This is a genomic window from Streptomyces sp. NPDC087300 (genome assembly GCF_044744425.1).
GTDB lineage: Bacteria > Actinomycetota > Actinomycetes > Streptomycetales > Streptomycetaceae > Streptomyces.
Genome location: NZ_JBIUYI010000003.1, coordinates 394,528 through 421,308 on the forward strand (window position 1 = coordinate 394,528; position 26,781 = coordinate 421,308).

Here is a 26,781-nt window from a genome sequence, read left to right on the forward strand (position 1 = left end):
GGTGATCGAGGGACGGAGCAATCGGGGCAAGGTCGTACTGATCCCCTGACGCACGCTTCTTGTGGGGTGCCGAAGCCCCCAAGTAGCGTCTGTGGCACGCACAGTGGACGTGGGATGTCAGGATGTCCGGTCACCGGCATCGGGTGCCGGCCCCACGCCGTCCCAGCCACGAGTCGTCACAGCCATGCGTCGCCATCGCCATGAAGGGCGGGTCGCACCATGCCATCGAGTCTCCGTGTACGCCTCAGATCGCTCCGCAGCGCGGCGGCCGCCGTGACCGCCGTCGCGGTGGGCGCGCTGCTGCCCGTCCCCGCGGCGCAGGCGGCGCCCGAGCGGACGGCGCCGTTCGAGCAGCGGGTGCTGTTCAAGGCGTCCCAGGATCCGGGGTACGCCTGTTTCCGCATCCCGGCCGTCGTGAAGACCGCCAAGGGCACGCTCCTCGCCTTCGCCGAGGGCCGCGTCAACGACTGCAGCGACGCGGGCGACATAGACCTCGTGCTCAAGCGGTCGCACGACGGCGGCAGGACCTGGGGCCCGCTCCAGGTGATCAACGAGGGCGCGGGCGACACGCACGGCAATCCGGCGCCGGTCGTGGACCGCGAGACCGGCCGCGTACTGCTCGCGGAGACGTACAACACCGGCCGCACGGACGGCAAGAACTGCGACGTGCCGTGCGACCGCACCCCGCACCTCCAGTACAGCGACGACGACGGCGCGAGCTGGTCCGCGCCGCGCAACCTGAGCGACGAGATCCTGCCCGCCGACTGGAACTCCTGGTACGCGACCGGGCCCGTGCACGGCATCCAGCTGACCCGGGGCCGGCACGCGGGACGGCTCGCCTTCGCCGTCAACGCCGAGACCTGGAACGGCAGTCGGGTCACCGCCAACCACGCGGCGCTGATCGTCAGCGACGACGGCGGGGACCACTGGCGGATCGGCGCGAAGGACTCGTACCCGATCGCCGACGACGGCACGTTCCGCCAGAAGCCGTCCGAGATGACGCTCACGGAGCGGCCCGACGGCACGGTCTACGTCAGCGGCCGCGAACAGGACGGCACCGACCTCGGCCACCGCACGCACGCGATCAGCAGGGACGGCGGCAACTCGTTCGCCGCGCCCTTCCGCGCCCTTCCCGACCTCTACACGCCCCAAGTCCAGGGCTCCACGCTCCAGTTCGGCAAGCGCATGCTGCTCGCCTGCCCCGGCGACCCCGACCGGCGCCGCACCATGCAGATCCGCTCCTCGTACGACGGCGGACGCACCTGGGACAGCGTGGACCGGGGCACGACGGTGACCACGGACTGGTCCGGCTACTCGGACCTGGTGCGGGCCGACGGCGCGCACGTGGGCCTGCTGTACGAGGGCGGCGCGGTCGACGCGCGCGACGAGATCCGCTTCGCGCGGTTCACCGAGGACTGGCTGACCCCGCGCAGGGGCCCGGACCCGACGACCCGCGACCACGCGCCGTGGGCCCGTCCCGCCGCGGTGCTCGGCGGGGCCGCCGAGACCGAGGGCCGGTTCGGCGGCGCGCTCTCCTTCGACGGCACGGACGACGCCGTGCGCCTGCCCTTCCGCGGTCAACTCCCGCTGGGCACGAAGGACTTCACCGCATCCCTCTGGTTCCGCTACTCCGCCACCACCGGCGAGCAGCCGCTGCTGTGGATGGGCGGCATAGGGACCACCCAGCCGCAGGTGTGGCTGCGCGGCGAGCCCGCGAGCAACCGCCTCACCGGCCTGATCACCACCCGGGACGGCGCGGCGGCCCCGAGGTCCGCGTCCGTGCGCACCACCGGCGCGTACAACGACGGCCAGTGGCACCACATCGCGCTGCGCCGGGGCGCCGGGGAGCTGACGCTCTTCCTGGACGGCACCCGGATCAGCACCGCCGACGTGCCGGGCTCGGTCAGCCGCAACTCGCCCTTCGGCGTGCACATCGGCCAGCGCATGGACAGCCGCGCCTTCTTCACCGGCGCCATCGACGAAGTACGGCTCTACGACCGCGCGTTGAGTGACACCGAGATGGACACCCTGCGTACCACCGCTGCGGCTGTGACACGGGACACCGTGGTCCGGCTCCCCATGGACCGCGTGCGCGGCAGCAACTAACGTCCCGGGCGTGTCCGCCCGAGAACGTCCCGCCGCGGGAGCACGCCGCAGGATCTGGCCGGTCCTGCTGCTGGTCCTGGCCTGCGCGGCCGTACTGCTCGTCGCCCTCCCGGACAAGGACCGGGAGGGCGGTGCGGCCTGCCGCCCGCGCACCGTGGCGTCCTGGTCCGCCGACGAGAAGGTCACCGGGGAGTTCGCCCGCTACGGCGACGACGCCGCGCGCACCGACGACTGGACGGGCGGCGACGGCACCCACTCGGTGCGGCTGCCGGACGGCCGGGTCCTGTGGCTGTTCTCCGACACCTTCCTCGGACAGGTGCACGCGCCGCCCAACCCGGCGGGCCAGCCGCACACCTGGCGCGACACGAACACCCCGATGCTCCGCAACTCCGCGGTCCTGATGTCCCGTTCGGGCACTTTGGAGCGCACCCTCGCCGCGCCCCTGTTCCCCGACCCCGCGCCGCAGCAGTGGCGCTGGCCGGTGGCGGCACGGGTGGAGCCGCGCTCCCCCGGCTCGGACGAACAGGTCGTCCGCGTCATGCTGTGGACCCGGATGGCGAGCCAAGGACCGTGGATCTACGGCGTGCCGATCGCCACGGAGGTCGCCACGCTCTCGCTGCCCGGCCTGCGCGTCGAGAACATCGTGAAGGTCTCCGACCAGCAGTCGGTGGGCGACCCGGAGAAGCGCGTCCTGTACGGCACGACGACGGTCGACGCCGACGGCTGGACGTACGTCTTCGGCGGCACCGACGCCCAGGCGGCGTCCCGGCCCACGTCGCACGCCTATGTGGCCCGCGTCCCGCACGGCAGGCTCGCCGACGCCTCGGCGTGGGAGTACTGGGACGGGGAGGGCTGGGGCGAGCAGGACGGCCACGAGCCGGTGCTCGGGGACGGCAGGCGCAAGGGCGTGGGCAGCGCGTTCACGGTGGTGCGCGAGAAGGGGACGTACGTCCTGTTCACCATGGCCGCGGGCGCCGAGGGCCTGACCACCGTCACCTCGTACTGGTCCTGCTCGCCCACCGGGCCCTGGCACGGGCCCGCCAAGGGCTTCCAGGCGCCGCTGCCCGCGGACGGCGCGGCCCGCCAGGACACGGCCGCCTACAACCCGCAGGCCCACGCGGCGCTCGGCGGGGACGGCCGGATCACGCTCAGCTACGACGTCAACTGGCTCGACCCGACGCCCGCGAGCGCGCAGGCGAACATCAGCCGGAACGTGTCGCTGTACCGGCCGCGGTTCGTGACGCTCCGGCTCGCGACGGCTCGCTGACGAACTCCCCGGACTGTTCGGACTGTTCGGAGTGCTCGGGCTGCTCGGACTCCGCGAACTCCTCGGCGTCCCGCGAGCGGCGCTTGGCGATCACCGCGCAGACCATCAGCTGCATCTGGTGGAAGAGCATCAGCGGCAGCACGGCGAGCGACGCCTGCGCCCCGAACAGGACGCTGGCCATGGGGAGTCCGGCGGCGAGGGACTTCTTCGACCCGGCGAACTGGATGGCGACGCGGTCGCCCCGGGGGAAGCCGAGCTTCTTCGCGCCGTACCAGGTCAGCGCCAGCATCGCGGTGAGCAGCACCGCCTCGACGCCGAGCAGCGCGAGCAGCCGCAGCGGGGTCACCTGGTGCCAGATGCCCTCGACCATGCCCTGGCTGAACGCGGTGTAGACGACAAGCAGGATCGAGCCGCGGTCGACGTAGCCGAGGATCTTCTTGTGCCGGGTGAGGAAGCCGCCGACCCACCTGCGCAGCAACTGCCCCGCGAAGAACGGCACCAGCAACTGAAGCACGATCTTGACGAGCGAGTCCGCGGAGAAGCCGCCGCCGCTGTTGCCCAGGAGCGCCGCCGCGAGCAGCGGGGTGAGGACGATGCCGGCGAGCGAGGAGAAGGAACCGGCGCAGATCGCGGCGGGCACGTTGCCGCGCGCCATGGAGGTGAAGGCGATCGACGACTGGATCGTCGAGGGCACCAGGGTGAGGAAGAGGAAGCCGCTGTAGAGCGCGGGCGTCAGGACGTACGGGACGAGGCCCTTCGCCGCGAGCCCGAGCAGCGGGAAGGCGACGAACGTACAGACCAGGACCGTGAGGTGCAGCCGCCAGTGCCGGAGGCCGTCCATCGCCTCACGGGTGGAGAGCCGGGCGCCGTAGAGGAAGAAGAGCAGCGCGACGGCGCCGGTGGACGCGCCGGACGCGACGTCGGCGGCGGCACCGCGGGCCGGGAGCAGCGCCGCGAGCCCCACGGTGCCGAGCAACGCCACGATGTACGGGTCGACCGGCATCCAGGACGGCCACTTCAGGCGTTTCACGGTGCTCCATGCGCTTGGTACGGGGTGCTCTTCGTGCGGGTGTTTCTCTTGGTGCGGAGGGGGCGTTCTCGGTGCGAGGCCGTCCCCTCCTCATGATCCCCTCGATCGGCATGATCGGGAATCCCGTACACCGCTCTGACTGTCATCACGGATCGCGATGACCAAGGTTAGGCTGTGCACCGTGAACGACGTGTACGACCCCGCGCAGCTCCGCACCTTCCTCGCGGTCGCCCAGACGCTCAGCTTCACCCAGGCCGCCCGCAGGCTCGGGGTGCGCCAGTCCACGGTGAGCCAGCACGTGCGCCGCCTGGAGGACGCCACGGGGCGGCAGCTCTTCACCCGGGACACGCACGCCGTGGAGCTGACCGAGGACGGCGAGGCCATGCTCGGCTTCGCCCGCCGCATCCTCGCCGCGCACGAGCAGGCCGCGGCGTTCTTCACCGGGACGCGGCTGGGCGGGCGGCTGCGGTTCGGCGCGTCCGAGGACTTCGTCCTCACCCATCTCACCGACATCCTGGAGTCCTTCCGGCACGACCACCCGGACGTCGACCTGGAGTTGACCGTCGAGCTCTCCGGCACGCTGCACGAGCAGCTCGACGCGGGCCGGCTCGACCTGGTGCTCGCCAAACGCCGCCCGGAGGACCCGCGCGGCGCGCTGGTCTGGCAGGACGACCTGGTCTGGATCGGCCGCGAGCGGCTTCGCCTGGACCCCGAGCGCCCGGTGCCGCTGATCGTCTACCCGCCGCCCGGCATCACCCGCGCCCTCGCCTTCGAGGCCCTGGAGCGCAGCGGCCGCGCCTGGCGCGTGGCGTGCACGAGCGGCAGCCTCAACGGCCTGGTGGCGGCGGCCCGCGCGGGCCTCGGCGTGATGGCGCACTCCCGCGGTCTGATCCCGCCGGGCCTGACCCGCGTCCCTGACCGGGCGGGCCTGCCCGAACTGGGCAGCGTCGACTTCGTCCTGCTGCACGGCGAGCGGCGCGCCTCCGCCCAGGGCGCGGCGGACGCGCTGGCGGCGGCGATCCTGGCGGGCGGACGGCCCCGCCGGGGACCCGGCGCTACCTCGGCGGCGGGTAGGTGATCTGCTTGAAGCTGCGCAGGTACGGGGCGGACTCCACGTGCCGCACCCCTTCGAGCGAGCCGAGCTTGCCGCTGAGGTAGGCGTAGAGCTCCCCGGTGTCCCTGGTCACCACGCTCGCCAGCAGGTTGGAGGGACCCGTGGTCGCGGAGACGTGCGCGATCTCCGGATGTGCGGCCATCGCGCGCCCCACCGCGTCCAGTGCGCCGGGGGCGACGGTGACCCAGAGCAGGGCCGCGGTGGCGAAGCCGAACCGCGCCATGTCGTACTCGGTGTCGATGTAGACCGTCCCCGTGTCCAGGAGCCGGGCGAGGCGGCGCTTGACCGAGGACTCGGAGCGCCCGGTGAGCCGCTGGAGTTCGGGGTAGGTGACGCGCCCGTCGGCCTTGAGCGCGGAGACCAGGGGTTCGTCCTCGGGGGCGATGTGCGGGGGGCCCGACGGTCGCGCGTCCGGCGAGGAGGCGGGGCGCAGGGCCGCGACCTCCTCGGGGGTGAGCATCCCGTGCTTGCCGATCCAGCCGGTCCGGCCGCCGTAGAAGCGGTGCAGCAGCTGGTACGCCGTGATCTCGATGATCTGCCGGGTGCGCAGGAGCTTGTCGAACACCAGGTCGTCGTAGTCGCCGGGGGCGCGGGGCATCGTCATGCAGACCACTTCGGTGCCCGCGGACGTGAGGTGGACGCGGGCGGTGTCCCGGCGGCGGGCGAGGGCGGCGGCGATCGCCTCGGCGCCGTCCGGCGCGCAGCGCAGCCGCAGCATCCACTGGTCCTTGCCGAGCCGGTGGGTGTCCCTGACGCCGACGATGCGCAGGCCCGCGCCCGCGCACATGCGGCGGTAGCGGCGGGCGACGGTCTGGTCGGAGACGCCGAGCACGGCGGCGACCCGGCTGAAGGGCGCCCTGCCGTCGACCTCGAAGGCGTGCAGCAGCCTACGGTCGAGCTCGTCGAAGACTTCGGATTCCGTCACCAGAGCACCCCTCCATGTCGAGATCCCGCGACCGGCCCTTCGGTGGCACCGAGTTCGTCCCGCGCGCGCCCCATCGTACGAGGGCACGGAGATCCCTCCGGCGACGTGGGTGAAGGAGAACGGGAATGCGTACATGGGGGCCGCTCACCGCGGTGTCTCTGGGGACGTTCATGCTGCTGCTGGACGTGACGATCGTGGTCGTGGCGCTGCCCGACATGGCACGGGCGCTCGGCGCCTCGCTCGGTGATCTGCAGTGGGTCATCGACGGGTACGCGCTCGCGCTCGCCGCGCTGCTCCTGGGCGTCGGCGCCGCGGCCGACGTGCTCGGCAGGCGGCGGCTCAACATCATCGGCACCGCGCTGTTCGCGGTGGCCTCGCTCGGCTGCGGGCTCGCGTCCGACGCTCAGCTGCTCGTGGCGGCCCGCGCCGTGCAGGGGCTCGGCGCGGCCGCGATGTTCGCGACGACGCTGCCGCTGCTCGGCGCCGCCTACCAAGGCCGGGACAGGTCCGTCGCGCTCGGCGTGTGGGGCGCGGTGAGCGGGGCCTCGGCGGCGCTCGGCCCGATCGTGGGCGGCGTGCTCACCGAGGGTCCCGGCTGGCGCTGGATCTTCTTCGTGAACCTGCCGGTGAGCGTGGCGTCGATCTGGCTGACGCTGCGCGTGGTGCCCGAGTCGAAGGGGCCCGCGGGGCGGCGCATCGACTGGGCGGGCACGGCGGCGTTCGCGGGCTTCGCGGGGGCGGGTACGTACGGCGTGCTGCGCGGCGGCACGCACGGCTGGACGTCGACGACCGCCACCGCGGCCTTCGTGGTCTCGGCCCTCGCGCTGCTCTGCTTCGTGCTGGTCGAACGCCGCGTCAGCCAGCCGCTCCTGGATCTGCGGCTGCTGCGCAAGCCCGCCTTCACCGGGGTGCTGGTCGGCGCGATCGGCTACAACGCGGCGGCGTTCGGCGTCATCCCGTACTTCTCCATCTGGCTGCAGACCGTGCTCGGCATGAGCCCGGTGCGCGGCAGCCTGGTGCTCCTTCCGCTGGCCGGCACGTCCTTCCTGGTGGCGGCGGTCGGCGGGCGGTTCCTGCACGGGGTGGCGCCGCGGCTGGTGATCGGCGTCGGGCTGCTCCTGATCGGCGCGGGCGGGCTCTGCATGGCAGTGCTCGACGCCGGTTCGTCCTGGCCGTCGCTGATACCGGGTCTGACCGTCTCAGGCATCGGCACGGGCTTGGTCGCCCCCGCCCTGGCCGGGGCCGCCCTCGCCTCGGTGCCGCCCGCGAACGCCGGGACGGCGGGCGGCGCGGTCAACACCTTCCGCCAGCTCGGCTACGCGGTCGGCGTCGCGCTGTTCGGCACGGTCCTGACCTCGCGCATGCAGGAATCGCTGGGCCACGACGCGGCCCACACGGCGGCGGGCGGCGGCGCGGCGGCCCTGCACGGCACGGTCCCCGCGGACGCGGTGCGCTCGGCGTTCGCCGCCGGACTCAACACGACGTCACTGACGGCGGGCGCGGCAGGACTGGTCGCCGGGGTCCTGGTCCTGGTGATGGTGCGTACGCCGAAGGAGAAGACGGTCCCGGTGACCGTGACGGCGGCTCCGGAACGGGCGCCGCGCGTCGAGGAACACGTGCGGTGAGCGCTCCGGCGGCCTCGACGCGGGGAGCGGTCTGATGCGGGGAGCGGTCTGACACGGGCACGGGCGTCAGACCGCTCCCGGCGGGATCAGCAGCGCGTTGAGCGCGGCGGTGCGGATCGTGGTGGCGACGCTCTCCGGGTCGAGGCCGCTGTTGAACTGCGGCACCGAGTTGATCATCGAGAAGACGGCGTGGGTCAGGACGCGGTTCTGGGCGTCGGGCAGCCCGGGGCGGAGCCGCTCCACCAGGGCGCTCCACTCCTCGGCGTACAGCCGCATCAGCCGCCGCATGCGGTGGCGTTCCTCCTCGGGCACGTTGTGTTCGTTCTTCAGGAACACGAGCGTGGAGGGGACGTTCTGGAGGCTGCGGGTGACGTGGTAGTCGATCATCGCTTCCAGCGCCTCGCGCGGATCCCGCACCTCGGCCGCCGTCTTGCGCGCGTTGGCCAGGAGGTCGTTGAGCGGATCCTCCAGAACGGCGATCAACAGCGCCTGCTTGCTCGAGAAGTGCCGGTAGAGCGCCGGACCGGTCACCCCGGCGCGCGCACCGATCATCTCGGTCGTGACCGCGTCGAAGGCACGTTCGTGGAACAGCTCACCGGCGACCTTGATCAGCTCCCGTCGGCGGGCACCCCGCGGAGCCGCGGCACGAGGGGAAGAGGAACTCGTCATGCGTGAAGCTTAGGCGAACGTCCGATAACAGTCCGTGGCATCTCGCCAGAACGGCCGATCCGCCACGCCCCGACGGACAAGTACCAGCTCAGCATGGATCCCTCGCGGCCCGCCGGACCTTCCGGCGGGCCGCGATCGCGTGGGCGCCTTGGTTAACGCCCGAGCGAGGCTCGTCTCCCGGGCCGCGCGGAAGTACGTGTGTCGCAGCGTGTGCCCGACCTCAGCTGGCTCCCCACGAACCCGCCAATGTGAATGGCCAATAACACTCACTCCCTCAATTCGCCTCTTGACCCTCGAAGAATCCGGAGATTACGTTATTGCTCAGTAACATCGAACGGAAGGTTCGGCATGGACTTCATCCTCATGACTGAAGGCGACACCCCGGCTGGGCTCACCCATGAGCACCGCTATCGCGAGCTGATCGAGGAGGTGTTGCTCGCCGAGCGGGTCGGCTTCGACGCCTTCGGCAGCTCCGAACAGCACGTCGCCATCGGCACGGCGTCGATCTCCGCTCCGGAGGTGCTCTATCCGTACTTGATGGCGCTGACGAACCGGATCCGGTTCATCCACCTGGTGACGCTGCTGCCGACGCGGATGAACCACGCGCTGCGCGTCGCGGAGCGCATCGCGACCGAGGACATCCTGTCCAACGGCCGCGTCGAACTCGGCACGGGCCGCGGCAACACGACGCTCGCGCTGCGCGCCTTCGAGGTCGACCCGACCGAGAACAAGGCCCAGTGGCGCGAGGGCATCGAGCTGATCCGGCGGGCGTTCCTCGACGACCCCTTCTCCTTCGTCGGCGAGCACTACAAGATCCCGCCGCGCAGCCTGGTGCCCAAGCCGTTACAGACGCCCTACCCGCACATCTCGGCGGCCGCGGGCAGCCCCGGCTCGGTCGAGACCGCCGCGTCGCTGGGCATCGGCGCCATCATGGGCGGCTTCTTCCTCGGCTACGACCTCGTGGAGAGCATGCTGAAGCTCTACGACGAGACGCTCGCCGCCACCACCCACCCGTACCCGATCACGCCCCGCAAGACGGTCCTTGTCAGCGGCGGCATGCACTGCGCGGAGACCACCGCCCTGGCCCGCGCGCAGGCCAGGCCCCTGTTCGAGATGGTCGGACTCGCGACCGACGCCTTCGAGCGGCTGTCCAAGCTGTCGCAGGACTACGCGTACATGGGCGCGGTCAAGGACGTCGACTTCACCGACGAGGAGTACATGTTCGAGCACTCGCAGGGCTTCGTCGTCGGCGACCCCGAACGCTGCGTCCAGCACGTCCAGCGGTACGCGGACATGGGCGTGGAGGCCCTGGTCCTGCGCGTGGACAGCCTGCCGCACGACCAACTCATGCGGTCCATCGAGCTGTTCGGCAAGTACGTGATCCCGCGCTTCAAGCACCCGCGCAACGTGGTGCGCCCGGCCGACGACGTCCTCGCCGACATCCGCGCCGCGCGTCCCGCCCACGAAGAGGCGCTGCGCGGGTTCCACGCCGGACGCGACCTGGCGAAGGCCGTGGAGGTCGTCCGATGAGCGGCCTCTACCAGAAGCGCAGGCCCGGCTTCCCCTCCGCCCGCACGGCCGGCGCGGCCGCGAACTGACGGGAGATGACCATGCACACGGCCCGGCACAGCACGGCGCCCGGCACCGTCCGCGTCCCCGACGCGGTGGACGGCGTCGCCGTCCTGACCCTGGACCGTCCGCCCGCGAACGCGCTCAGCGACGCGCTCGTACGCGAGCTGACGGCCACCCTGAATACCCTCGCCGCCGCCCCGGACGCCCCCGCCCTCGTCCTGACGGGCGCGGGCGGGCGCTTCTTCTGCGCGGGCGGCGACGTCAAGGAGGCCGTCGGTCTGGACGCCGCATCCATGGCCGAGCGGATGACGTCGTTCCACGCGCTGCTGTGCGCGCTGGAGGACTTTCCCCGGCCGCTGGTCTGCGCGGTCGACGGCTGGTGCGTCGGCGGAGGCATCGAGATGGCGCTGTTCACCGACGTGGTGTACGCGTCGCGGGAGGCACGTTTCGTCTTCCCCGAGATCGACCACGGACTGCTGCCCGCCGCGAAAGGCGTGGCGCGGGTGCGCGCGGTGCTCGGTGACCGCGCGGCCCGGCGTCTCCTGCTCGGCGGCGAGCCGCTCGACGCCTACGCCGCGCGGTCCATCGGCCTCGTCGACCACGTGGTCGGGCGGGACGAGTTGCTCGCGACGGCGACGGAGGACGCGCGGCGGGCCGCGGCCAAGCCGCCCGCCGTGTTCGCGGCGCTGAAGCGGGCCCTGCACACGGACATCGCCGACCGGCCGGGCGAACAGCTCAGGGCCACGACCACCGACGCGCGCACGGTCTTCGACGACCCCGCCGCCCGAGCCGCCAGGGAGGCCTGGAATGACTGATCAGGACGAGGGTGTGAACCCGGCCGACTTCCGTTCGGCGCTGGCCCGTTACCCGTCCGGGGTGACCATCGTGACGACGCGGAGCGAGACGGGCACGCCGTACGGATTCACCGCGAGTTCCTTCGCCGCGCTGTCCCTCGACCCGCCGCTCGTCCTGGTGTGCCTGGACCGGGGAGCGGACTGCTGTCCCGTCTTCATGGCCGCCGAGCGGTTCGCCGTGAACATCGTGACGCCCGAACACGCGGACCTCGCGGTCAGGTTCGCGACGAAGGGCGCGGACAAGTTCGCCCACGGCGGCTTCGAGTACGACGAGGAGCGCCATCCGGCCTTGCCCGACGCGGCGGCGGTCCTGCACTGCGCACTGCGCCAGGTCGTCTCCGGCGGCGACCACGTGATCCTCATCGGCCGCGTGCGCGAGGCCCGCACGGGCGGTGGCGAGCCGGTGACCTGGTACCGGGGTGGCTTCCAGCGCCTCGGGGAGCGTGCCGCATGAGCGCCATGTTCGAACCCGCCCGCACACTGCCCGGGTTGCTCGTCGACCGGGCGGCCGGGGAACCCGACGCGGTCGCGCTGCGCCACTGGCGCGGCGGAACGGTGCGGACGTACACCTGGCGGTCGTACGCGGACCAGGTGCGCGCTGTCGCACTCGGCCTCACCGCGCGAGGGGTGCGGCGCGGCGACCGCGTCGCCGTGATGAGCGGCGCCCGCCCGGAATGGGTCTTCGCCGCGCTGGCCGTGCAGAGCGTCGGCGGCGTCGTGGTCGGCGTGTATCCGACGAACTCGGCCGCCGAGATCGGGCAACTCCTCGTACACAGCGAGGCGGTCGCCTTCATCGGCGAGACGACGACGGAGCTCGCCAAGGCGGCCGAGACCGCCGGGCGGGCACCGGCGCTGCGGCTCGTCGTCGGCATCGACGCCGCTCCCCCGGCGCTGCCCGCCGCGGTCGCGGGGACGACGTGGGAAGCGCTGTGCGCGCACGGCGCGGAGCAGGCCGGTGACGGTCCGGACGCCCTGTCCGCGCTGGTCGCCGAGGGGTCCCTCGACGACGCCGCCGTGCTCTTCTACACGTCGGGGTCCACGGGAGAGCCAAAGGGCGTCACGCATTCGCACCGCACGCTCCAGCACGCGGTCAGGACCGTCATCGGCCTCTACCCCCAGATCGTGCGCCACGAGCACGACGTCGTGGGCTTCCTGCCGTTGGCTCATGTGGCACCGGCCGTGATGTCCCTGTTCGCGCCGCTGCTCTCGCGGCTCGTGGTCACCTACTGCGCCGTCGCCGACTACCCGGACGTGCTGCGCGCGGTGCGGCCCACCGTGGCGCTGTGGCCGCCGCGGTTCCACGAGAAGCTGGCCGCCGAACTGGTCACACGAACCCGGACGTGGTCGCGCCCGCGTCGCCTCGCCTACGGCTTCGCCCTGCGGATCGGCCGCAGGGTGGCCGAGGACCGCTGGTCGCGGCGCCGGTCTTCGCTGCCGCTGCGCCTCGCGTACGCCGCCGTGCTCCGCGGGGTCTTCCTGCCCCTGCGGGCGACGGTCGGGATGGACCGCATCCGTCTCGCCTACACCGCGTCCGCCGCGATGCCCGAGAGCGTCCTCGGGATCTGGCAGATCTGGGGGCTCGATCTGCGCGAGAACTACGGGCTCACCGAGACCGGGGCGTGTCCCGTCGCGCATTTCGACCAGCCGTTCCCGCGTCCGGGCACCATCGGCAAGAAGTTCGCGGACCCCCGCTTCGAGGTGCAGGTGGCGGACGACGGGGAGATGCTGATCCGCGCGCCGCTCCTGTTCACCGGATACTGGCGCGCCCCCGGGGAGACCGCTGAGGTACTCAGGGACGGCTGGTTCCACACCGGTGACCTGGTGGAGTACACGCCGCACGCCGAACTCCGGCTGATCGGCAGGAAGAAGGACGTGCTGATCACCCGCGGCGGCAAGACGATCAGCCCGCAGCCCATCGAGACCCGGCTGCGGGAGAGTGCGCTGATCGACGAGGCGATCGTCGTCGGCGAGGCCCGCAAGTACCTCACCGTCCTGCTCGGACCGAGCACCACCGCGACCGCCTCGTCGGCCCCCGCACGGGACGCGCTCCTGCGGGCGGAGGTCGACCGGGTCAACGCGGATCTCGCGCGCGCGGAGCAGCTGAAGGACTTCCGCGTGCTGCCCCGGCCGCTGGCGGCCGAGCGCGGCGAGCTGACCGCGAACGGCAAGGTCAGGAGAGGCGCCGTCGTGAGCGCGTTCGCGCCGCTGATCGACGAGATGTACGGCGCCGACGACGACGCGGCGATCGCGCACCACGTGAGCGCGAGGCCGGACTGATCAGTACGCCATGACCTTCTTGAGCTCCTTGACGACCTTGGAGAGCGCCTGGTTGATGTCCGCGATCAGACGCCGGTCACCGGCGGCGGGGGTCACCACCACGCGCCGCTCGATGATCAGCTCCCGGTAGTCGCCGACCCGCAGCCGCGGGATGTCGCGCAGAGCGATGGGCGAGAGGGTCTCGCCCCGCCGGCAGAAGGCGATGTCGCCGTGGGCGACCCGGCGTTGGGACAGCCACCGGATCAGCAGATCACGTGCGTGCAGGCATTTCTCCTCCAGGTCGATGTCGAGATAGGCCATGGCCGAACTGTGCTTCCAGTCCACGGCCACGCAGTATTGGTTGGCCGAAAGGGACACGATGGAAAGGAGTTGCGAAAGGAAGGGGTCGGATCGGTCCCTCGCGCGCCGGGTGACGATCTCGTAGTCGCGAAGGGCGTCGAGCGTCGAGCGGGCCGTCACGAAGATGCGTTCGTACTGCGAAAGGTGCCGGTCGAAGACGCGCAGGTTGTGTTCGTCGCGGCGGGTGGCACGGTGCTGGTAGGCGAAGGCGACGACGGAGGCGAGGGCGGTGACGGTGGCCGCGCCCGCCGCCGCGAACGAGGCCGACACCAGGGCGCTCATCGGATCTGGTGGTGCTGGGGAACGATGATGTAGGTCCTGGTCACCCGCACATGAGGGATGTTCTGGATCTTCTCCATGACCAGCCGGTGCAGCTGCCCGATGGACGGCGTCTCGACCTTGGCGATGACATCGGCTTCGCCGTAGACCGCGGCGGCCTCCAGCACGAATTCCGAGTACTCGTCCATCAGCGTCGCCACCACGTTGCCCGAGTTGTTGGCGGGCACGATGATGAAGACGAAAGCGGTGATCGCCGAGTTTCCCGTTACGCGGCGCATCCGGCCCTCCCCGTCACCCGCGGTACCGGGGCCGGATGCGTCCGACAGCCTTGAGTCATCAGGTCCCCCCGATTTCCAGGCTCTAAGGATTCCCGCCGGGACCGCCGCCAACCGCCCTCGGCGGGGCCGCGGTCACCGCGCGCGCGGTGCGCGACGCGTACAGATTCGGTGGAGATTACGCCACCGAAACTTACTCCTGCGTAAGTAATCTGTCCGACCCTTCCCCTTGTGGCCGGATTTCAGCGGCTGACCTGTGCTGATGGTCCATACCGCCCGCGGTTTCACCCCCTCCCGACGGCGCGCGGCGTGGGGTAGCGTCACGGCGCTGTGCGGAGCGCCACGAGGAGCATCATTGCGCGAGTTCACGAACCCTCCGATGGCGTCGGCGCCGCTGGTGGGCGGCCTTGCCGACGCCGTGTTCGACCATGCCGCCGAGGATCCGTCGCGCGTCGCCCTCGGCCGCAAGACGGACGGGCGGTGGCGTGATGTCACCTCCGGCGAGTTCCGCGACGAGGTGCTCGCGCTCGCCAAGGGGCTGATCGCGCAGGGCGTCCGGTTCGGGGACCGCGTCGCCATCATGTCCCGCACCCGCTACGAGTGGACGCTCTTCGACTTCGCCCTGTGGACCATCGGCGCCCAGGTCGTGCCGATCTATCCGACGTCATCGGCCGAGCAGGTCTTCTGGATGCTGCACGACGCGCAGGTGTCCGCCGCGATGGTCGAGCACGAGGACCACGCGATGACCATCGGCTCGGTCATCGACCGGCTTCCGCAGCTGCGCAGGCTCTGGCAGCTGGACGCGGACGCCGTCGGTGAACTGAACGGCGCGGGCCGGGAGATCGACGACGACGTGGTGCACCGGCACCGCCGCGCGGTCACGCCCGACTCGATCGCGACGATCATCTACACCTCGGGCACCACGGGACGCCCCAAGGGCTGCCTGATCTCCCACGCCAACTTCATGTTCGAGGCCGACGTGATGGTCGCGCGCTGGGAGCCGGTCTTCCACTCCAAGCGCGGCGACGAGGCGACGACGCTGCTCTTCCTGCCGCTCGCGCACGTCTTCGGGCGCATGGTGCAGGTCGCGGCGGTGCGCGGCCGGGTCAAGATGGGGCACCAGCCGAACCTCAACGCGGCGGCGCTGCTGCCCGATCTGGCCGCGTTCCGGCCCTCGTTCATCCTGGCCGTGCCGTACATCTTCGAGAAGGTCTTCAACGCGGCGCGGCGCAAGGCGGAGGCGGCGGGCAAGGAGGGCGCGTTCGACAAGGCCGTGGAGTGCGCGGTGCGCTACGCCGAGGCCATGGAGGCCAGGGCGTTCGGCACCGGCTCGGGCCCCTCCGCGTCCCTGCGCATGCAGCACCAGCTCTTCGACAAGCTCGTCTACTCCAAGGTGCGCGAGGCGATGGGCGGCCGGGTGCGGCACGCGATGTCGGGCGGCTCGGGGATGGACCGCAGGCTGGGCCTGTTCTTCGCGGGCGCGGGCGTGACGATCTACGAGGGATACGGCCTGACCGAGTCGACGGCCGCCGCGACCGCCAATCCGCCCGAGCGCACCCGCTACGGCACGGTCGGCCTCCCCATTCCCGGCAGCACGGTGCACATCGCGGACGACGGCGAGGTGTGGCTGCACGGCGACAACGTCTTCCAGGGTTATCTGGGCGACCGCAAGGCCACCGCGGCGACCCTGCACGACGGCTGGCTGGCCACCGGCGACCTGGGCTCCCTCGACGAGGACGGCTATCTGACGATCACCGGCCGCAAGAAGGAGATCCTGGTGACCTCCGGCGGCAAGAGCGTCTCGCCCGCGCAGCTGGAGGAGCGGGTGCGCGATCACCCGCTCGTCGCGCAGTGCATCGTCGTCGGCAACGACCGGCCCTACATCGCCGCGCTCGTCACCCTGGACGCGGAGGCCGTCGAGCACTGGCTGACCATGCGCCGCAAACCGCTGCTCTCCCCCGGCGAGCTGGTGCGCGACCCGGATCTGGAGACCGAGGTGCGCCGGGCCGTGGTGGCCGCCAACACCCTCGTCTCGCAGGCCGAGTCGATCCGTACGTTCCGGATACTGGCGCACCAGTTCTCCGAGGAGCACGGGCTGCTCACCCCGTCGCTGAAGCTGAAGCGGAAGGCGATCGAGCAGGCGTATCTGACGGAGGTCGAGGCGCTCTACCGCAGTTAGGGACGCCGTCGGGGCCGTCGTCGCCGCACCTCACCCGTTTCTGACGGTTCATCAATTACCGGCGCGCCCCTTATTGACGGTTCATCAGGTCGCACACAGAATCACCCTCACTTCGACGACGGAGGGGGCTCGACCGTGTCGCGATCGATCCGCACCATCACCGCCACCGTGGCGGCCCTGCTGCTCGCCACCGCCTGCAACTCCGCCTCGAACAGCGGCGGTTCCGACAGCTCGGGCGGCGGCAGGGACGGCGGCTCCGTACGCGGGGTGACCGACGACTCCATCAAGGTCGGCGGCATCGTCTCCATGACCACCGCCAGTGGCTACAGCAAGAAGGACACCGACCTCGGCGCGAAGGCCCGCTTCGCCCGCGCCAATGCCGAGGGCGGCGTGCACGGGCGGAAGATCGACTACCTGGGCGCTGAGGACGACGGCCAGGACCCCGGCAAGAACCTCGCCGCCGCCCGCAAACTCGTCCAGCGGGACAAGGTGTTCGCGATCGCCCCGATGAGCTCGGTGACCTTCTCCGGCGCGGACTTCCTCCAGAAGCAGAAGGTGCCCACCTTCGGCTGGGGCACCATCCCGCCCTTCTGCGGCCCCAGTTACATGTACGGATTCGGCGGCTGCATGGTGCCGATGCCCGGCGGCACGATCACCCAGAGCTGGCCCGAGGGCCTGAAGAAGGTGCTGGGCGGCGCCAAGGGAAAGAGCGTGGCGATCCTCGCCAACGACAACGACGCGGGCACCTTCGCCATCCGCACCTACAAGCAGAGCTTCGCGGCCGCCGGGTACGAGGTGACGTACGCCAAGTCGACGGTGCCCGCGACCTCGGTGCCGAGCGACTGGTCGGCGTACACCAAGGAGATCCTGCGCTCGGACGGCGGGAAGGCGCCCGACGCGGTCGTCTCCGTCATGCAGACCCCCTACAACATCGGCCTGTTCACCGCCGTCAAGCGCACCGGCTTCAAGGGCGTCCTCACCGACCCCACCGACTACGACCCCGGCCTGCTCGCCAAGAGCGCGACGAAGAAGGCCCTCGACGGGGTGCACGTGCTGCTCGCCTTCCAGCCCTTCGAGCAGGACAGCGCGGACATGCGGCAGTTCAAGAAGGACATCAGGAAGGCCGCGGGCAAGGACGTGCCGCTCAACATGCACATGATGACCGGCTACATGTCCGCCGACCTCTTCCTCGCCGTCGCCGAGAAGGCGGGCAAGGACCTCGACGTCGCGTCCTTCCAGCGGGCGGCCGACGGCTACTCCGACACCGACACCATGGTCGGCGACCGTCAACTCCCCAAGGGGCAGGCGGAGTCGTTCGGCTGTGGGGCGCTCGTCCAGCTCAAGGACGGGGCGTACTCGGTCTCCTCGCCGTTCACGTGCTACTCGCCCATCCCCTTCAAGTAGTCCTCCCCTTCGAGCTCTTCACGTAAGGGGGTACGCCACCCATGTCCGACCTGCTGGGATTCGTACTGAGCGGCCTCGTGTCCGGCGCCCTGTACGCCCTGCTCGCGACGGGACTCGTCCTGTCGTACTCCGCATCGGGACTCTTCAACTTCGCGCACGGCGCCACCGCCTACCTCTGCGCGCTCGCCTTCTACGAACTGCACTCCGGCTTCGGCTGGCCCGCCGTGCCCACCGCGCTGCTGCTCGTCCTCGTGGTGGCCCCGGGGCTCGGCTGGGGCCTGGACCGGCTGATGTTCCGCAAACTGGCGCGGGTCGGCGAGACCGCGCAGATCGTGGCGACGATCGGGCTGCTCGTCGCGCTGCCCGCGCTCGGCCTGTGGGTGGTGGAGCTCCTGGAGGACGCGGGGGCCTCCGTCAAACCCGCCGAGAACCAGTTCGGCCTGCCCGGCGTCGGCCCGAGTCCCGCCCGGAGCTGGCAGCTCATGGACGGCGTCGGCATCGACTCCGACCAGCTGATCACCTGGGTGGCGACGGTGGTGGTGGCCGTCGGCCTGTGGGTGCTGATGCGGCACACCCCGCTCGGCCTGCGGCTGCGGGCCGCCGTCGACAACCGCTCGCTCGTGGAGCTGCGCGGCATGAGCGCGGACCGGCTCTCCTCGGTGGCGTGGATGCTGTCGTCGGGCCTCGCCGGTCTCGCGGGCGTGCTCGCGACACCGCTGCTCGGGCTCTCCTCGCACGACTTCACGCTGTTCCTCTTCGTCTCGGCGACCGCCGCCGTACTGGGCCGCTTCCTGTCGATCCCGCTGGCCTTCGCCGGCGGGCTCGGGCTCGGGGTGCTCCAGAACCTGGTCGCGGGCTACGCCGACTTCGCGGAGAAGATCACCGGCTTCCGTACGGCCGTCCCCTTCCTCATCCTCTTCGCGGGACTGCTGTTCATGACGCGCCGCAGTCGGACGGCGGGCACGGCGGCGGTGGACGCACCGCCCGTCGACTACCTCGCCGGGCGCTCCTGGGCGCGCCGATGGGGGCCGTGGACGGCGGCCGCCGCGCTGCTCGCCCTCTCCTTCTACACGGTCACCACCCCGTTCTGGAGCGGCATCCTCACCCAGGGCCTCGCGATCTCCCTCGTCTTCGTCTCCTTCACCGTGGTGACCGGGCTCGGCGCGATGGTCTCGCTCGCGCAGGCCACGTTCGTCACGGGTGCGGCGCTGGTCGCCGGGCTCCTGATGAGCCACGGATGGCCGTTCGCCGGGGCGGCGCTCGTCGGCACCTGCGCGGCGGCGCTGCTCGGCGCGCTCGTGGCGCTGCCCGCGCTGCGGCTCGGCGGCCGCTCCCTCGCCCTCGCCACCCTGGCGCTCGCCTTCCTCGCCGACCAGGTCCTCTTCCAGCTGGGCTGGCTGCGCAACGGCGACACGGGCTGGGAAATCCCCCGGCCCGTCGTCGGCCCGGTCGACCTGTCGGACGACCGCGCGATGGGCGTGGCGATGGTCGTCCTGGTCACGGCCGTGGTCGCCGCGCTCGCCGCGCTGCGGAACTCGCCGTCCGGGCGGGCCATGCTCGCGGTACGTTCTGCGCCGGCCGCGGCGATGGCCTCGGGCGTCTCCGTCGTCCGCACGAAGCTGCTCCTGTTCACGCTGTCGGCGGGCCTCGCGGGCTTCGGCGGCGTGATGTACGCGTCCTTCAACACCCGCATCACCGCGACGGACTTCACCGCGATGACGGGCCTGATCTGGCTGGCGGTGGCGGTCGCGGCGGGGGTGCGGCGGGCGCAGTTCGCGGTGGTCGCGGGCCTCGTCTTCGCGATCGTGCCGCACCTGGTCACGGACTACGTGACGGAGTCCGTGCACGTGCCGGTGATTCTCTTCGGTTTGGCGGGGCTTGCGTTGGCGAACGATCCGGACGGCTATTGCGCGGCGATCTCCGTGCGGAGGCATCGGAGGCGCGTTCGGGCACCCCGCACCGGGGCTGGTGGACATCACCGGCTCCGCCGAGTTCGTCCTCAAACGCCGGACGGGCTGAACACCCCAGCCCTCGGCCGGACGGTTTCAGTCCCTCCGGCGTTTGAGGAGCGGGGTCTGGGACGGAGCCCCAGGGACCCCGGCGGAGAAGTGCCCCCTGCCCTGGCCCTGCGCACGCTGCACGCCGGATACGACGGCGCCCCCGTACTCCACGGAGTGGACCTCACCGTCCACCCGGGCGAGATCGTCGCCCTGCTCGGCCCCAACGGCGCGGGCAAGTCGACGACGTGCCGGGTGGCGGCGGGTCTGATCCGGCCCGCCGAGGGGCAGGTGTACGTGGCGGGACGCGACGCCACCCGCGAGGGGGCCGTCCGGCGTTCTCGCGCGGGCGTCGTCCTCGCCCCCGAGGGCCGCGGGATCTTCCCGTCGCTCACCATCGAGGAGAACCTGGCCCTGCACCTCAAGGGCAGGGACGAACGCGACGCCGTGTACGAGCGGTTCGCGGGCCTCGCGGCGCGGCGCGGCGTCACGGCGGGCTCCCTGTCCGGCGGCGAACAGCAGCTCCTGGCGATCGCGCCGCTCCTCCAGCGCCCGCCGAAGGTGCTGATCGCGGACGAGCCGTCGCTCGGTCTCGCGCCACGCGTGGTCGACGAGGTGTTCCGGCTGCTCGTCGAACTCCGCGACCAGGGAACGGCGTTGCTGCTCGTGGAGGAGAAGGCCGCCGAGATCCTGGGCGTCGCGGACACCGTGGCCTATCTGGCGCAGGGCCGCGTCTCCTGGTGCGGGCCGCGCTCCGAGGTGCGGGCGGACCGGCTCACCGAGGCCTATCTGGGCATGGCGGCGGGCGAGGCGCGGCGGACGACGAAGGGCGTGGCGCGGCCATGAAGGAGCGGCAGAAGCGCGGGTACGTCCTGGAGTCCGCGGGCGTCGGCGTCCGGTTCGGCGGGATCCGCGCCCTCGACGGCGTCGGCCTCGCCGTGCGCGCGGGTGAGGTGTGCGGGCTCATCGGGCCCAACGGCGCGGGCAAGACGACCCTGTTCGACGTCCTGTCCGGCATCCGCCGCCCCGACGAGGGCCGTGTCCTGCTGGACGGCGCGGACGTCACGCGGCGCTCCCCCGTGTGGCGGGCCCGGCACGGGATGCGCCGCACCTTCCAGCGGCAGCAGCTCTTCGGGCAGCTCACCGTCGCCGACAACCTCGTCGTGGCGCAGGAATGGCGGGGCGGCGGTGGCGGGTTCGCGGCGGACCTGGTGGCCGCGCCCACCCGGCGTACGTACGAGAGGAAGCGGCGCGAGCGGGCCGCCGCCGTGCTGCGCGAGTGCGGACTCGACGCGCTGGCCGGGAGCTACGCGGGCGCCCTGCCGGTCGGGCAGGCCCGGATGGTGGAGCTGGCGCGCGCGGTCGCGGACCCGCCCAGGGTGCTGCTCCTGGACGAGCCCGCGTCCGGCATGACGGCGGACGAGCGGGGCCAGCTGTCGGCCGTCGTACGCCATCTCGCCGACGAGGCGGGCTGCGCGGTGCTGCTCGTGGAGCACAACGTGGCCTTCGTGATGGAGCTGTGCGCCAGGGTCGTCGTGCTCGACCTGGGGCGGGTCCTCGCGCACGGCACGGCGGCCGAGGTGCGCGCCGACCCGAGGGTGCGGGACGCGTACCTCGGCACCACCGGGGCCGCCCGCTAGCCGATCGGCACCCGGAAGATCGTGTCGGAACCGTCGGGCTGTCCGCCGTTGTTGTCGGCGTTGGTGGTGGACAGCCACAGTTCCTTCGCACCCGGCACCGTGGTGACCGAGCGCAGGCGCCCGTACTCGCCTATGTAGTACGCCTTCGGGGTGCCGACGTTCTCGCTGTCGGCGTTGATCGGGATGCGCCACAGGCGCTTGCCCTTGAGCGCCGCCATGTAGACCGCGCCGTCGACGACCGCGACACCGCTCGGCGAGGCCTCGGCGACGCCCCAGGTCCGCTTCGGGTTGGTCATGCCCGCCACGTCACAGGTGCCCTCGCAGGTGGGCCAGCCGTAGTTCTTCCCGGCCTTGATGAGATTGAGTTCGTCCTTCTTGGCGTCCCCCAACTCCGCTTCCCACAGGCGTCCTTGGTCGTCGAAGACGATGCCCTGCGGATTGCGGTGGCCGAGGCTGTACGCGTAGTTGTCGAAGGGGTTGCCTGGCGCGGGCTTGCCGTCCTTGGTCAGGCGCAGGATCTTGCCGTTGAGCGAGTCCTCGTCCTGGGCGAGCGGCTTGTCCTGGGCGTCGCCCGTGGTGGCGTACAGATAGCCGTCGGGGCCGAACGCGAGCCGGCCGCCGTTGTGGTACTTGTTCTTCTTGATGCCCTTGAGCAGCACCTTGTAGCCGTCGACGCTCGTCCCGTCGTACGTCATGCGGGCGATGCGGTTGCCCTCGGACGAGGTGTGCATGACGTATACGTAGTGGTTGGTCGCCCAGTCCGGGTCGACGGCGAGACCCATCAGGCCGCCCTCGCCGCCGGTGGTCTGCGACTCGGGGACGGCGCCGAGTTCCTTCTTGTCCTTGCCGTCCTTCGAGATCCGCCAGACCTTGAAGCTGTCGCGCTCGGTGACCAGGGCGCCGGACCCGTCGGGCAGCCAGGAGGTGCCCCAGGGGATGGTCCAGCCGGTGGACAGGGTGACGGGCGCGCCGGGTTCACCGGCTGCCGCCGTGGTGGAGGCACCCGCCGTCGCGGTGGTCACGGCACCGGCCACCAGGACGACGGCGGTCGCGATCAGGACGGCCCGCTGCTTGCCGAGTTTCATCTCAACCTCCGTACTGGGCGACGATTTTGGTGAAGTCGTACGGCGACTGCGCGACGCCGCTGCAGGCGTCCGCGTCACCGCCGGAGCCACAGGCACGGTCGCGGTTGACGGACCAGAAGGAGTAGCGCGCGATGTGGTGCTGCCTGGCGTACGCGAGGATCGTCTTGAAGTCGGCCGTGGTGACGGTCTCGTCCGCCTCGTCGGTCTTGCCGTTCATGGAGGACACGCCGATGTGCTTGTAGGCGTCGGCGTCGCTGTAGCCGTAGGCGCTCTTGACCGCGTTCTTCAGGCCCTCCATGGCGCTGACGGAGGTCTGGCCCATGGTGCCGCTGTGCCCGCCGAAGTCGAACGGCATGATGACCCAGGCGTCGTTGGCGAGCCCGGCCTTGGCGCCGCGCTTGATGAGGTCCTTGCCGGTGGCGTCGGGGCCGCTCGGCGTGGTGCCCATGGTGACGTAGGTGACGATGCCCGGGTTCTTCGACTTCACGATCTTCAGGGCGTCCACGACGCGCTGGCGCACGGTGGCGTTGGAGAACTCGGTGTCCTCGATGTCGATGTCGAACGCCTTCAACTTGTAGGCGTCGATGACCTTTTGGTACGCCCCGGCGAGCGCGCCCGCACTGGTGCACTTCTCGCCGAGCTTGGCGCCGCTCCAGCCGCCGACGGACACGACGATGTCGCCGCCCGCGCCCCTGATGGACTTGACGGCCGCCTCGTCGGAGCCCCCCTTCAGCGGGCGGCTGCCGTCCCAGGCCGGGTTGCAGCCGCCGTCGGACAGGATGAAGGCGAGCGTGAACCACTTGACGCCGGTCGCGGCCATCACGTCGGTGGGCTTCTGCGGGCTGCCCCAGCCGAGGTACTCGTAGGGGGCGGCGTGGATCGTGCCGGACGCCCGCGCGGCGGGCGCGGGGGACGCCTCGGCCGCGGAGGGCTCTCCCGCCAGGGAGAGCGTCGCCGCGCCGGACAGCGCGGCCACGGCGGCCAGGGCGGTGCCCGTTCGGCGGGAGCGGGGGATGTGGAGTCTCACGTGGGGTGTACCTTTCTGCGGGAATGTCAGGAAGGTTTCCTGACAATCGGGGGGCGTACGGAGGCCAATGCCCTTGCGGGGGTGGGGAGTTCAGTCGGGGAGGGATCCGGCGGTGTGCGCGCGGTGCACGTAGTCGGGCGGCGCCTTCGCGGCGGCGTCGGCCGGGTCCGCCCGGTCGGCTCGGTCGGCTCGGTCGGCTCGGTCGGCTCGGTCGACGAAGGCGCTGACCATGGCGTGGTCGGGTGAGCGGTGACAGGCGGGGTCCGTGCGGGCGGCGTCACCCGTCAGGGCGTACGCCTGGCAGCGGCAGCCGCCGAAGTCGGCGGACCGCAGCTCGCAGCCGCGGCAGGTGTCGCTCATCCACGCCTCGCCGCGATAGCGCGTGAACGCCTCCGACTGCCGCCAGATCCAAGCGAGTTGACGGTCCCTGACGTTGGGTGCCGCGGTACCGAGCAGGTCGGCGGCCGCCGGGCAGGGCAGCGCCCTGCCGTCCGGGGCGACGGTCAGCGAGAGCGCGCCCCAGCCGCCCATGCAGGGTTTCGCGACGCCGTCGACGTAGTCGGGCGCCACCCACACGAGCTCCATGCGCCCTTCGAGCCGCTGCCGCCACCGCTCCACGCGTTCGCGGGCCCGCGCCACCTGCGCCCGGCCCGGCAGCAGCGCCTCGCGGTTGCGCAGCGCCCAGCCGTAGAACTGCGTGTTGGCCAGCTCGATCCGGTCGGCGCCCCAGGCGAGCCCCAGTTCCACCAGGTCGTCGAGCGCGTCGAGGTTGGCGCGGCGCAGCACGGCGTTGACGCCGATCGGCAGTCCGGCCGCCTTGACCAGGCGCGCGGCCCGCTCCTTCGCCGCGAAGGCGCGGACGCCCGCGATGCGCAGGGCGGCGTCCTCGTCCGTGTGCTGCACGGACAGCTGGACGCTGTGCAGCCCCGCGCCGACGAGCGCGTCGAGCCGGGCCCGGTGCAGGCCGACGCCGCTCGTCACGAGCTGGGTGTGGATCTCCGCGTCGGTGGCGGCCGCGACGATCTCGGTGAGGTCGCGGCGCAGCAGGGGTTCCCCGCCCGACAGATGACTCTGCACGACACCGAGTCCGGCGGCCTGCCGGAACACGTCGCGCCACTCCGTTGTCGTCAACTCGCTTGTCCTGGAGGCCAGTTCGACCGGGTTGGAGCAGTAGGAGCAGCGCAGCGGGCAGGCGTGGGTGAGTTCGGCGAGCAGCGCCCAGGGCGGATCGGGTTCGCTCACCGCAGCCACCCCTCGGCACGCAACCGCTCCAGGAACACCGGCACTTTGGCGGCGACCGGAGCGTCCGGGTGGCGCCGCGCCAGTTCCCCGACGATGGCGACGACATCGCGCTCGCCGTCGCACAGCGCCACGATGCTCCCGGCGGCGCCCCGCAGCACGACGACCCGTTCGGGCAGGACCAGGAGGTCCACGTCGCGCACCCGGTCGTGCCGGAGCCGCACGGACCGGGCGAGGACGGGACGCCACACGCTCCGTTCGACGTCGTAGGTGGTCATGCCGCACCTCCGGCGCCCCGGTCGACGGCGTCGAGCAGGGACCACAGCACGTCGCACTTGAACGCGAGGGCGGCGACGGCCCGGTCCTGTTCCTCGGGGGTGCGGGCCCACTCCAGGACGAGGGCGAGCGCCTCCTGCCCGTCGCGGCCGCCCTGCCCGACGCGGGTACGGAAGTAGGCGAGCCCTTCCGCGTCGATCCACGGGTAGTGGCGTTCGAAGGCGGCGATCCTGGTGCGCATCAGATCGGGCGCGGAGAGCTCCGTGAGGGAGGCGGCGACGGCGTCCAGTGCGGGCCTGAGCCGGCAGAAGTTGACGTAGCCGTCGACCGCGAGCCGCACCCCGGGCAACACCCGTGAGGAGTCCAGGAGTTGAGCCCGCTTCAGACCGGCCGCCTCGCCGAGGCGCAGCCACCGCTCGATGCCACCCTCACCCTCGCGCTCCCCGTCGTGGTCCGTGATCCTGCGCAGCCAGCTCCGGCGCGGCGCGGGGTCGTCGAACTTCGCGAGGATCAGGGCGTCCTTGACGGGGATGTGCCGCTGGTAGTGGAACCGGTTGGCGATCCAGCGGCGCAGCTCCTCGCGGGTCAGATCGCCCGCGTGCATGCGTACGTTGAAGGGGTGCCGGTCGTGGTAGCGCTCGGCGGAGACGGCGCGCAGCCGTTCCGTGAGCTCGTCGCCCGCGTGTGTCACGGCTCGATCACCATCCCCTCCGACGCCACTTCGATGCCCCACTCGGCGAGGAGCTTGTGCTGCTCGGCGTGCGGGTCGCCCAGGGGGTTCGTGTTGTTGAGGTGGGTGTAGAGGCAGCGCGCGGGGAGCCGGGTGAGGCGGTGGGCCGTGCCGGTGGGTCCCGCGATCGGGCGGTGCCCCATGGCGGTGGCGGTGCGGGCCGAGAAGCCGGCGCGTACCGGCTCGTCGTCGTCCCAGAAGGTGCCGTCGACGATGACGCAGTCGGCTTCCGCGGCGGCGCGCTCGAACGCGTCGCTCCACACCGCGAGGGACGGGGCGTAGAGCACGGTCCTGCCGGTCGCGGGCTCGTGGATGCGCAGCGCGCTGGACCAGGTGTCCACGTCGGTGCCGGTGCCCGCGGCGTACCGCGGACGCTTGGCCGAAACCGGTACGGCGCGCAGCTCGATTCCCGCGCCGCCGGGCAGCGCCAGACTCGCCCGCGCGGTGAGCTCGCGCCATCGAACGCGCGTGTAGGGCTCCAGGAGCGCGTCGAGCCGCAGCCCGTCGCGCACCGCGTCGCGCACCGGCGCCGTGGCGATGACGTCGACGCCGTCGCGGGCCTCGCGCAGCCGGGCCAGGCCCAGGGTGTGGTCGAGCTCGGCGTCGGTGAGGACGACCCCGGCGACGGGGGTGCGCCGCGCGTCCTGGCCGGTGCCGGGGTTCATGGCGGGCACCGACTCGATCTGGTCGGCGATGTCGGGGGTGGCGTTGACGAGGTACCAGCGCCCCTCCCCCGCGTGGACGGCGAGTGCGGCGTGCCGGCGGCGGCGCTCCGGGTGGGCGCGCGCCCCGGTGCACCCGGGGCACGCGCAGTTCCACTGGGGCAGCCCGCCGCCCGCCGCGGTGCCGAGCACCTGCAGCAGCATGGCGGC

At 71.9% G+C, this 26,781-nt stretch carries 23 protein-coding genes; 12 read left to right on the plus strand and 11 right to left on the minus strand.

What is annotated here, in order from left to right; all coding sequences use genetic code 11:
• Positions 1-219: 219 nt before the first annotated feature.
• Complete coding sequence (locus tag ACIO9J_RS12565) at positions 220-2,106, plus strand: exo-alpha-sialidase (RefSeq protein WP_401996812.1); 1,887 nt, start codon at positions 220-222, stop codon at positions 2,104-2,106.
• A gap of 10 nt (positions 2,107-2,116) precedes the next feature.
• Positions 2,117-3,373, plus strand: coding sequence for a DUF4185 domain-containing protein (locus tag ACIO9J_RS12570; RefSeq protein ID WP_401996815.1), 1,257 nt, complete (start codon positions 2,117-2,119; stop codon positions 3,371-3,373).
• Here the strand turns inward: ACIO9J_RS12570 and ACIO9J_RS12575 are convergent.
• Entirely contained in the window at positions 3,309-4,403 is a 1,095-nt protein-coding gene (locus ACIO9J_RS12575; RefSeq protein ID WP_401996817.1) for a bile acid:sodium symporter family protein, read from the minus strand. The genes ACIO9J_RS12570 and ACIO9J_RS12575 overlap by 65 nt on opposite strands.
• A 190-nt stretch (positions 4,404-4,593) precedes the next feature.
• Between ACIO9J_RS12575 and ACIO9J_RS12580 the strand changes: the two genes are divergently transcribed.
• A complete protein-coding gene (locus ACIO9J_RS12580; protein ID WP_401998533.1) occupies positions 4,594-5,481 on the plus strand; it encodes a LysR substrate-binding domain-containing protein in 888 nt (295 codons plus the stop codon).
• On the opposite strand, the gene ACIO9J_RS12585 is transcribed toward ACIO9J_RS12580, so the two are convergent.
• Complete coding sequence (locus ACIO9J_RS12585) at positions 5,459-6,445, minus strand: Lrp/AsnC family transcriptional regulator (RefSeq protein WP_401998536.1); 987 nt, start codon at positions 6,443-6,445, stop codon at positions 5,459-5,461. The genes ACIO9J_RS12580 and ACIO9J_RS12585 overlap by 23 nt on opposite strands.
• Before the next feature lie 122 nt (positions 6,446-6,567).
• On the opposite strand from ACIO9J_RS12585, the gene ACIO9J_RS12590 reads away from it, so the two are divergent.
• On the plus strand, positions 6,568-8,067 hold the full coding sequence (locus ACIO9J_RS12590) for an MFS transporter (RefSeq protein WP_401996820.1): 1,500 nt from the start codon (positions 6,568-6,570) through the stop codon (positions 8,065-8,067).
• A gap of 66 nt (positions 8,068-8,133) precedes the next feature.
• On the opposite strand, the gene ACIO9J_RS12595 is transcribed toward ACIO9J_RS12590, so the two are convergent.
• On the minus strand, positions 8,134-8,736 hold the full coding sequence (locus tag ACIO9J_RS12595) for a TetR/AcrR family transcriptional regulator (protein WP_401996823.1): 603 nt from the start codon (positions 8,734-8,736) through the stop codon (positions 8,134-8,136).
• A gap of 348 nt (positions 8,737-9,084) precedes the next feature.
• Between ACIO9J_RS12595 and ACIO9J_RS12600 the strand changes: the two genes are divergently transcribed.
• The 4 genes from ACIO9J_RS12600 to ACIO9J_RS12615 all read left to right on the plus strand — a co-directional run bounded on the left by ACIO9J_RS12600 (position 9,085) and on the right by ACIO9J_RS12615 (position 13,439).
• Entirely contained in the window at positions 9,085-10,266 is a 1,182-nt protein-coding gene (locus tag ACIO9J_RS12600; protein ID WP_401996826.1) for an LLM class flavin-dependent oxidoreductase, read from the plus strand.
• 74 nt (positions 10,267-10,340) lie between these two features.
• A complete protein-coding gene (locus tag ACIO9J_RS12605; protein ID WP_401996829.1) occupies positions 10,341-11,123 on the plus strand; it encodes an enoyl-CoA hydratase/isomerase family protein in 783 nt (260 codons plus the stop codon).
• On the plus strand, positions 11,116-11,616 hold the full coding sequence (locus tag ACIO9J_RS12610; protein ID WP_401996832.1) for a flavin reductase family protein: 501 nt from the start codon (positions 11,116-11,118) through the stop codon (positions 11,614-11,616). The genes ACIO9J_RS12605 and ACIO9J_RS12610 overlap by 8 nt, the downstream gene beginning before the upstream one ends.
• Positions 11,613-13,439: an AMP-dependent synthetase/ligase gene (locus ACIO9J_RS12615; RefSeq protein WP_401996835.1), complete on the plus strand. Its 1,827-nt coding sequence runs from the start codon at positions 11,613-11,615 to the stop codon at positions 13,437-13,439. The genes ACIO9J_RS12610 and ACIO9J_RS12615 overlap by 4 nt, the downstream gene beginning before the upstream one ends.
• Here ACIO9J_RS12615 and ACIO9J_RS12620 read toward each other — a convergent pair whose 3' ends face one another.
• A complete protein-coding gene (locus tag ACIO9J_RS12620; protein WP_401996838.1) occupies positions 13,440-14,060 on the minus strand; it encodes a hypothetical protein in 621 nt (206 codons plus the stop codon).
• A complete protein-coding gene (locus ACIO9J_RS12625; RefSeq protein WP_401996841.1) occupies positions 14,057-14,335 on the minus strand; it encodes an Lrp/AsnC family transcriptional regulator in 279 nt (92 codons plus the stop codon). The genes ACIO9J_RS12620 and ACIO9J_RS12625 overlap by 4 nt, the downstream gene beginning before the upstream one ends.
• Before the next feature lie 376 nt (positions 14,336-14,711).
• On the opposite strand from ACIO9J_RS12625, the gene ACIO9J_RS12630 reads away from it, so the two are divergent.
• From ACIO9J_RS12630 to ACIO9J_RS12645, 4 genes are all read left to right on the plus strand, one after another.
• A complete protein-coding gene (locus ACIO9J_RS12630) occupies positions 14,712-16,511 on the plus strand; it encodes an AMP-dependent synthetase/ligase (RefSeq protein WP_401998539.1) in 1,800 nt (599 codons plus the stop codon).
• Between the two features lie 135 nt (positions 16,512-16,646).
• Positions 16,647-17,915, plus strand: a complete 1,269-nt coding sequence (locus tag ACIO9J_RS12635) for an ABC transporter substrate-binding protein (protein ID WP_401996844.1) — start codon at positions 16,647-16,649, stop codon at positions 17,913-17,915.
• Between the two features lie 41 nt (positions 17,916-17,956).
• The gene (locus ACIO9J_RS12640; protein ID WP_401996846.1) at positions 17,957-20,758 is read left to right on the plus strand and encodes an ATP-binding cassette domain-containing protein; all 2,802 of its coding nucleotides are present in this window, start codon (positions 17,957-17,959) and stop codon (positions 20,756-20,758) included.
• A complete protein-coding gene (locus ACIO9J_RS12645) occupies positions 20,755-21,552 on the plus strand; it encodes an ABC transporter ATP-binding protein (RefSeq protein WP_401996849.1) in 798 nt (265 codons plus the stop codon). The genes ACIO9J_RS12640 and ACIO9J_RS12645 overlap by 4 nt, the downstream gene beginning before the upstream one ends.
• Here ACIO9J_RS12645 and ACIO9J_RS12650 read toward each other — a convergent pair.
• The 6 genes from ACIO9J_RS12650 to pqqB all read right to left on the minus strand — a co-directional run bounded on the left by ACIO9J_RS12650 (position 21,549) and on the right by pqqB (position 26,775).
• A complete protein-coding gene (locus ACIO9J_RS12650; protein ID WP_401996852.1) occupies positions 21,549-22,637 on the minus strand; it encodes a PQQ-dependent sugar dehydrogenase in 1,089 nt (362 codons plus the stop codon). The two genes, ACIO9J_RS12645 and ACIO9J_RS12650, sit on opposite strands and share 4 nt — an antisense overlap.
• Before the next feature lies 1 nt (position 22,638).
• Positions 22,639-23,664, minus strand: coding sequence for a chitinase (locus tag ACIO9J_RS12655; protein WP_401996854.1), 1,026 nt, complete (start codon positions 23,662-23,664; stop codon positions 22,639-22,641).
• Positions 23,665-23,754: 90 nt separating this feature from the next.
• On the minus strand, positions 23,755-24,906 hold the full coding sequence (pqqE, locus tag ACIO9J_RS12660) for a pyrroloquinoline quinone biosynthesis protein PqqE (RefSeq protein ID WP_401996856.1): 1,152 nt from the start codon (positions 24,904-24,906) through the stop codon (positions 23,755-23,757).
• On the minus strand, positions 24,903-25,181 hold the full coding sequence (gene pqqD / locus ACIO9J_RS12665; RefSeq protein ID WP_401996858.1) for a pyrroloquinoline quinone biosynthesis peptide chaperone PqqD: 279 nt from the start codon (positions 25,179-25,181) through the stop codon (positions 24,903-24,905). Before pqqD ends, pqqE begins: the two co-directional genes overlap by 4 nt.
• Positions 25,178-25,870: a pyrroloquinoline-quinone synthase PqqC gene (pqqC, locus tag ACIO9J_RS12670; protein WP_401996861.1), complete on the minus strand. Its 693-nt coding sequence runs from the start codon at positions 25,868-25,870 to the stop codon at positions 25,178-25,180. The genes pqqD and pqqC overlap by 4 nt, the downstream gene beginning before the upstream one ends.
• Positions 25,867-26,775 (minus strand): pyrroloquinoline quinone biosynthesis protein PqqB, encoded by a 909-nt coding sequence (gene pqqB / locus ACIO9J_RS12675; protein ID WP_401996864.1) that lies wholly within the window; start codon positions 26,773-26,775, stop codon positions 25,867-25,869. The genes pqqC and pqqB overlap by 4 nt, the downstream gene beginning before the upstream one ends.
• Between the last annotated feature and the right edge of the window lie 6 nt (positions 26,776-26,781).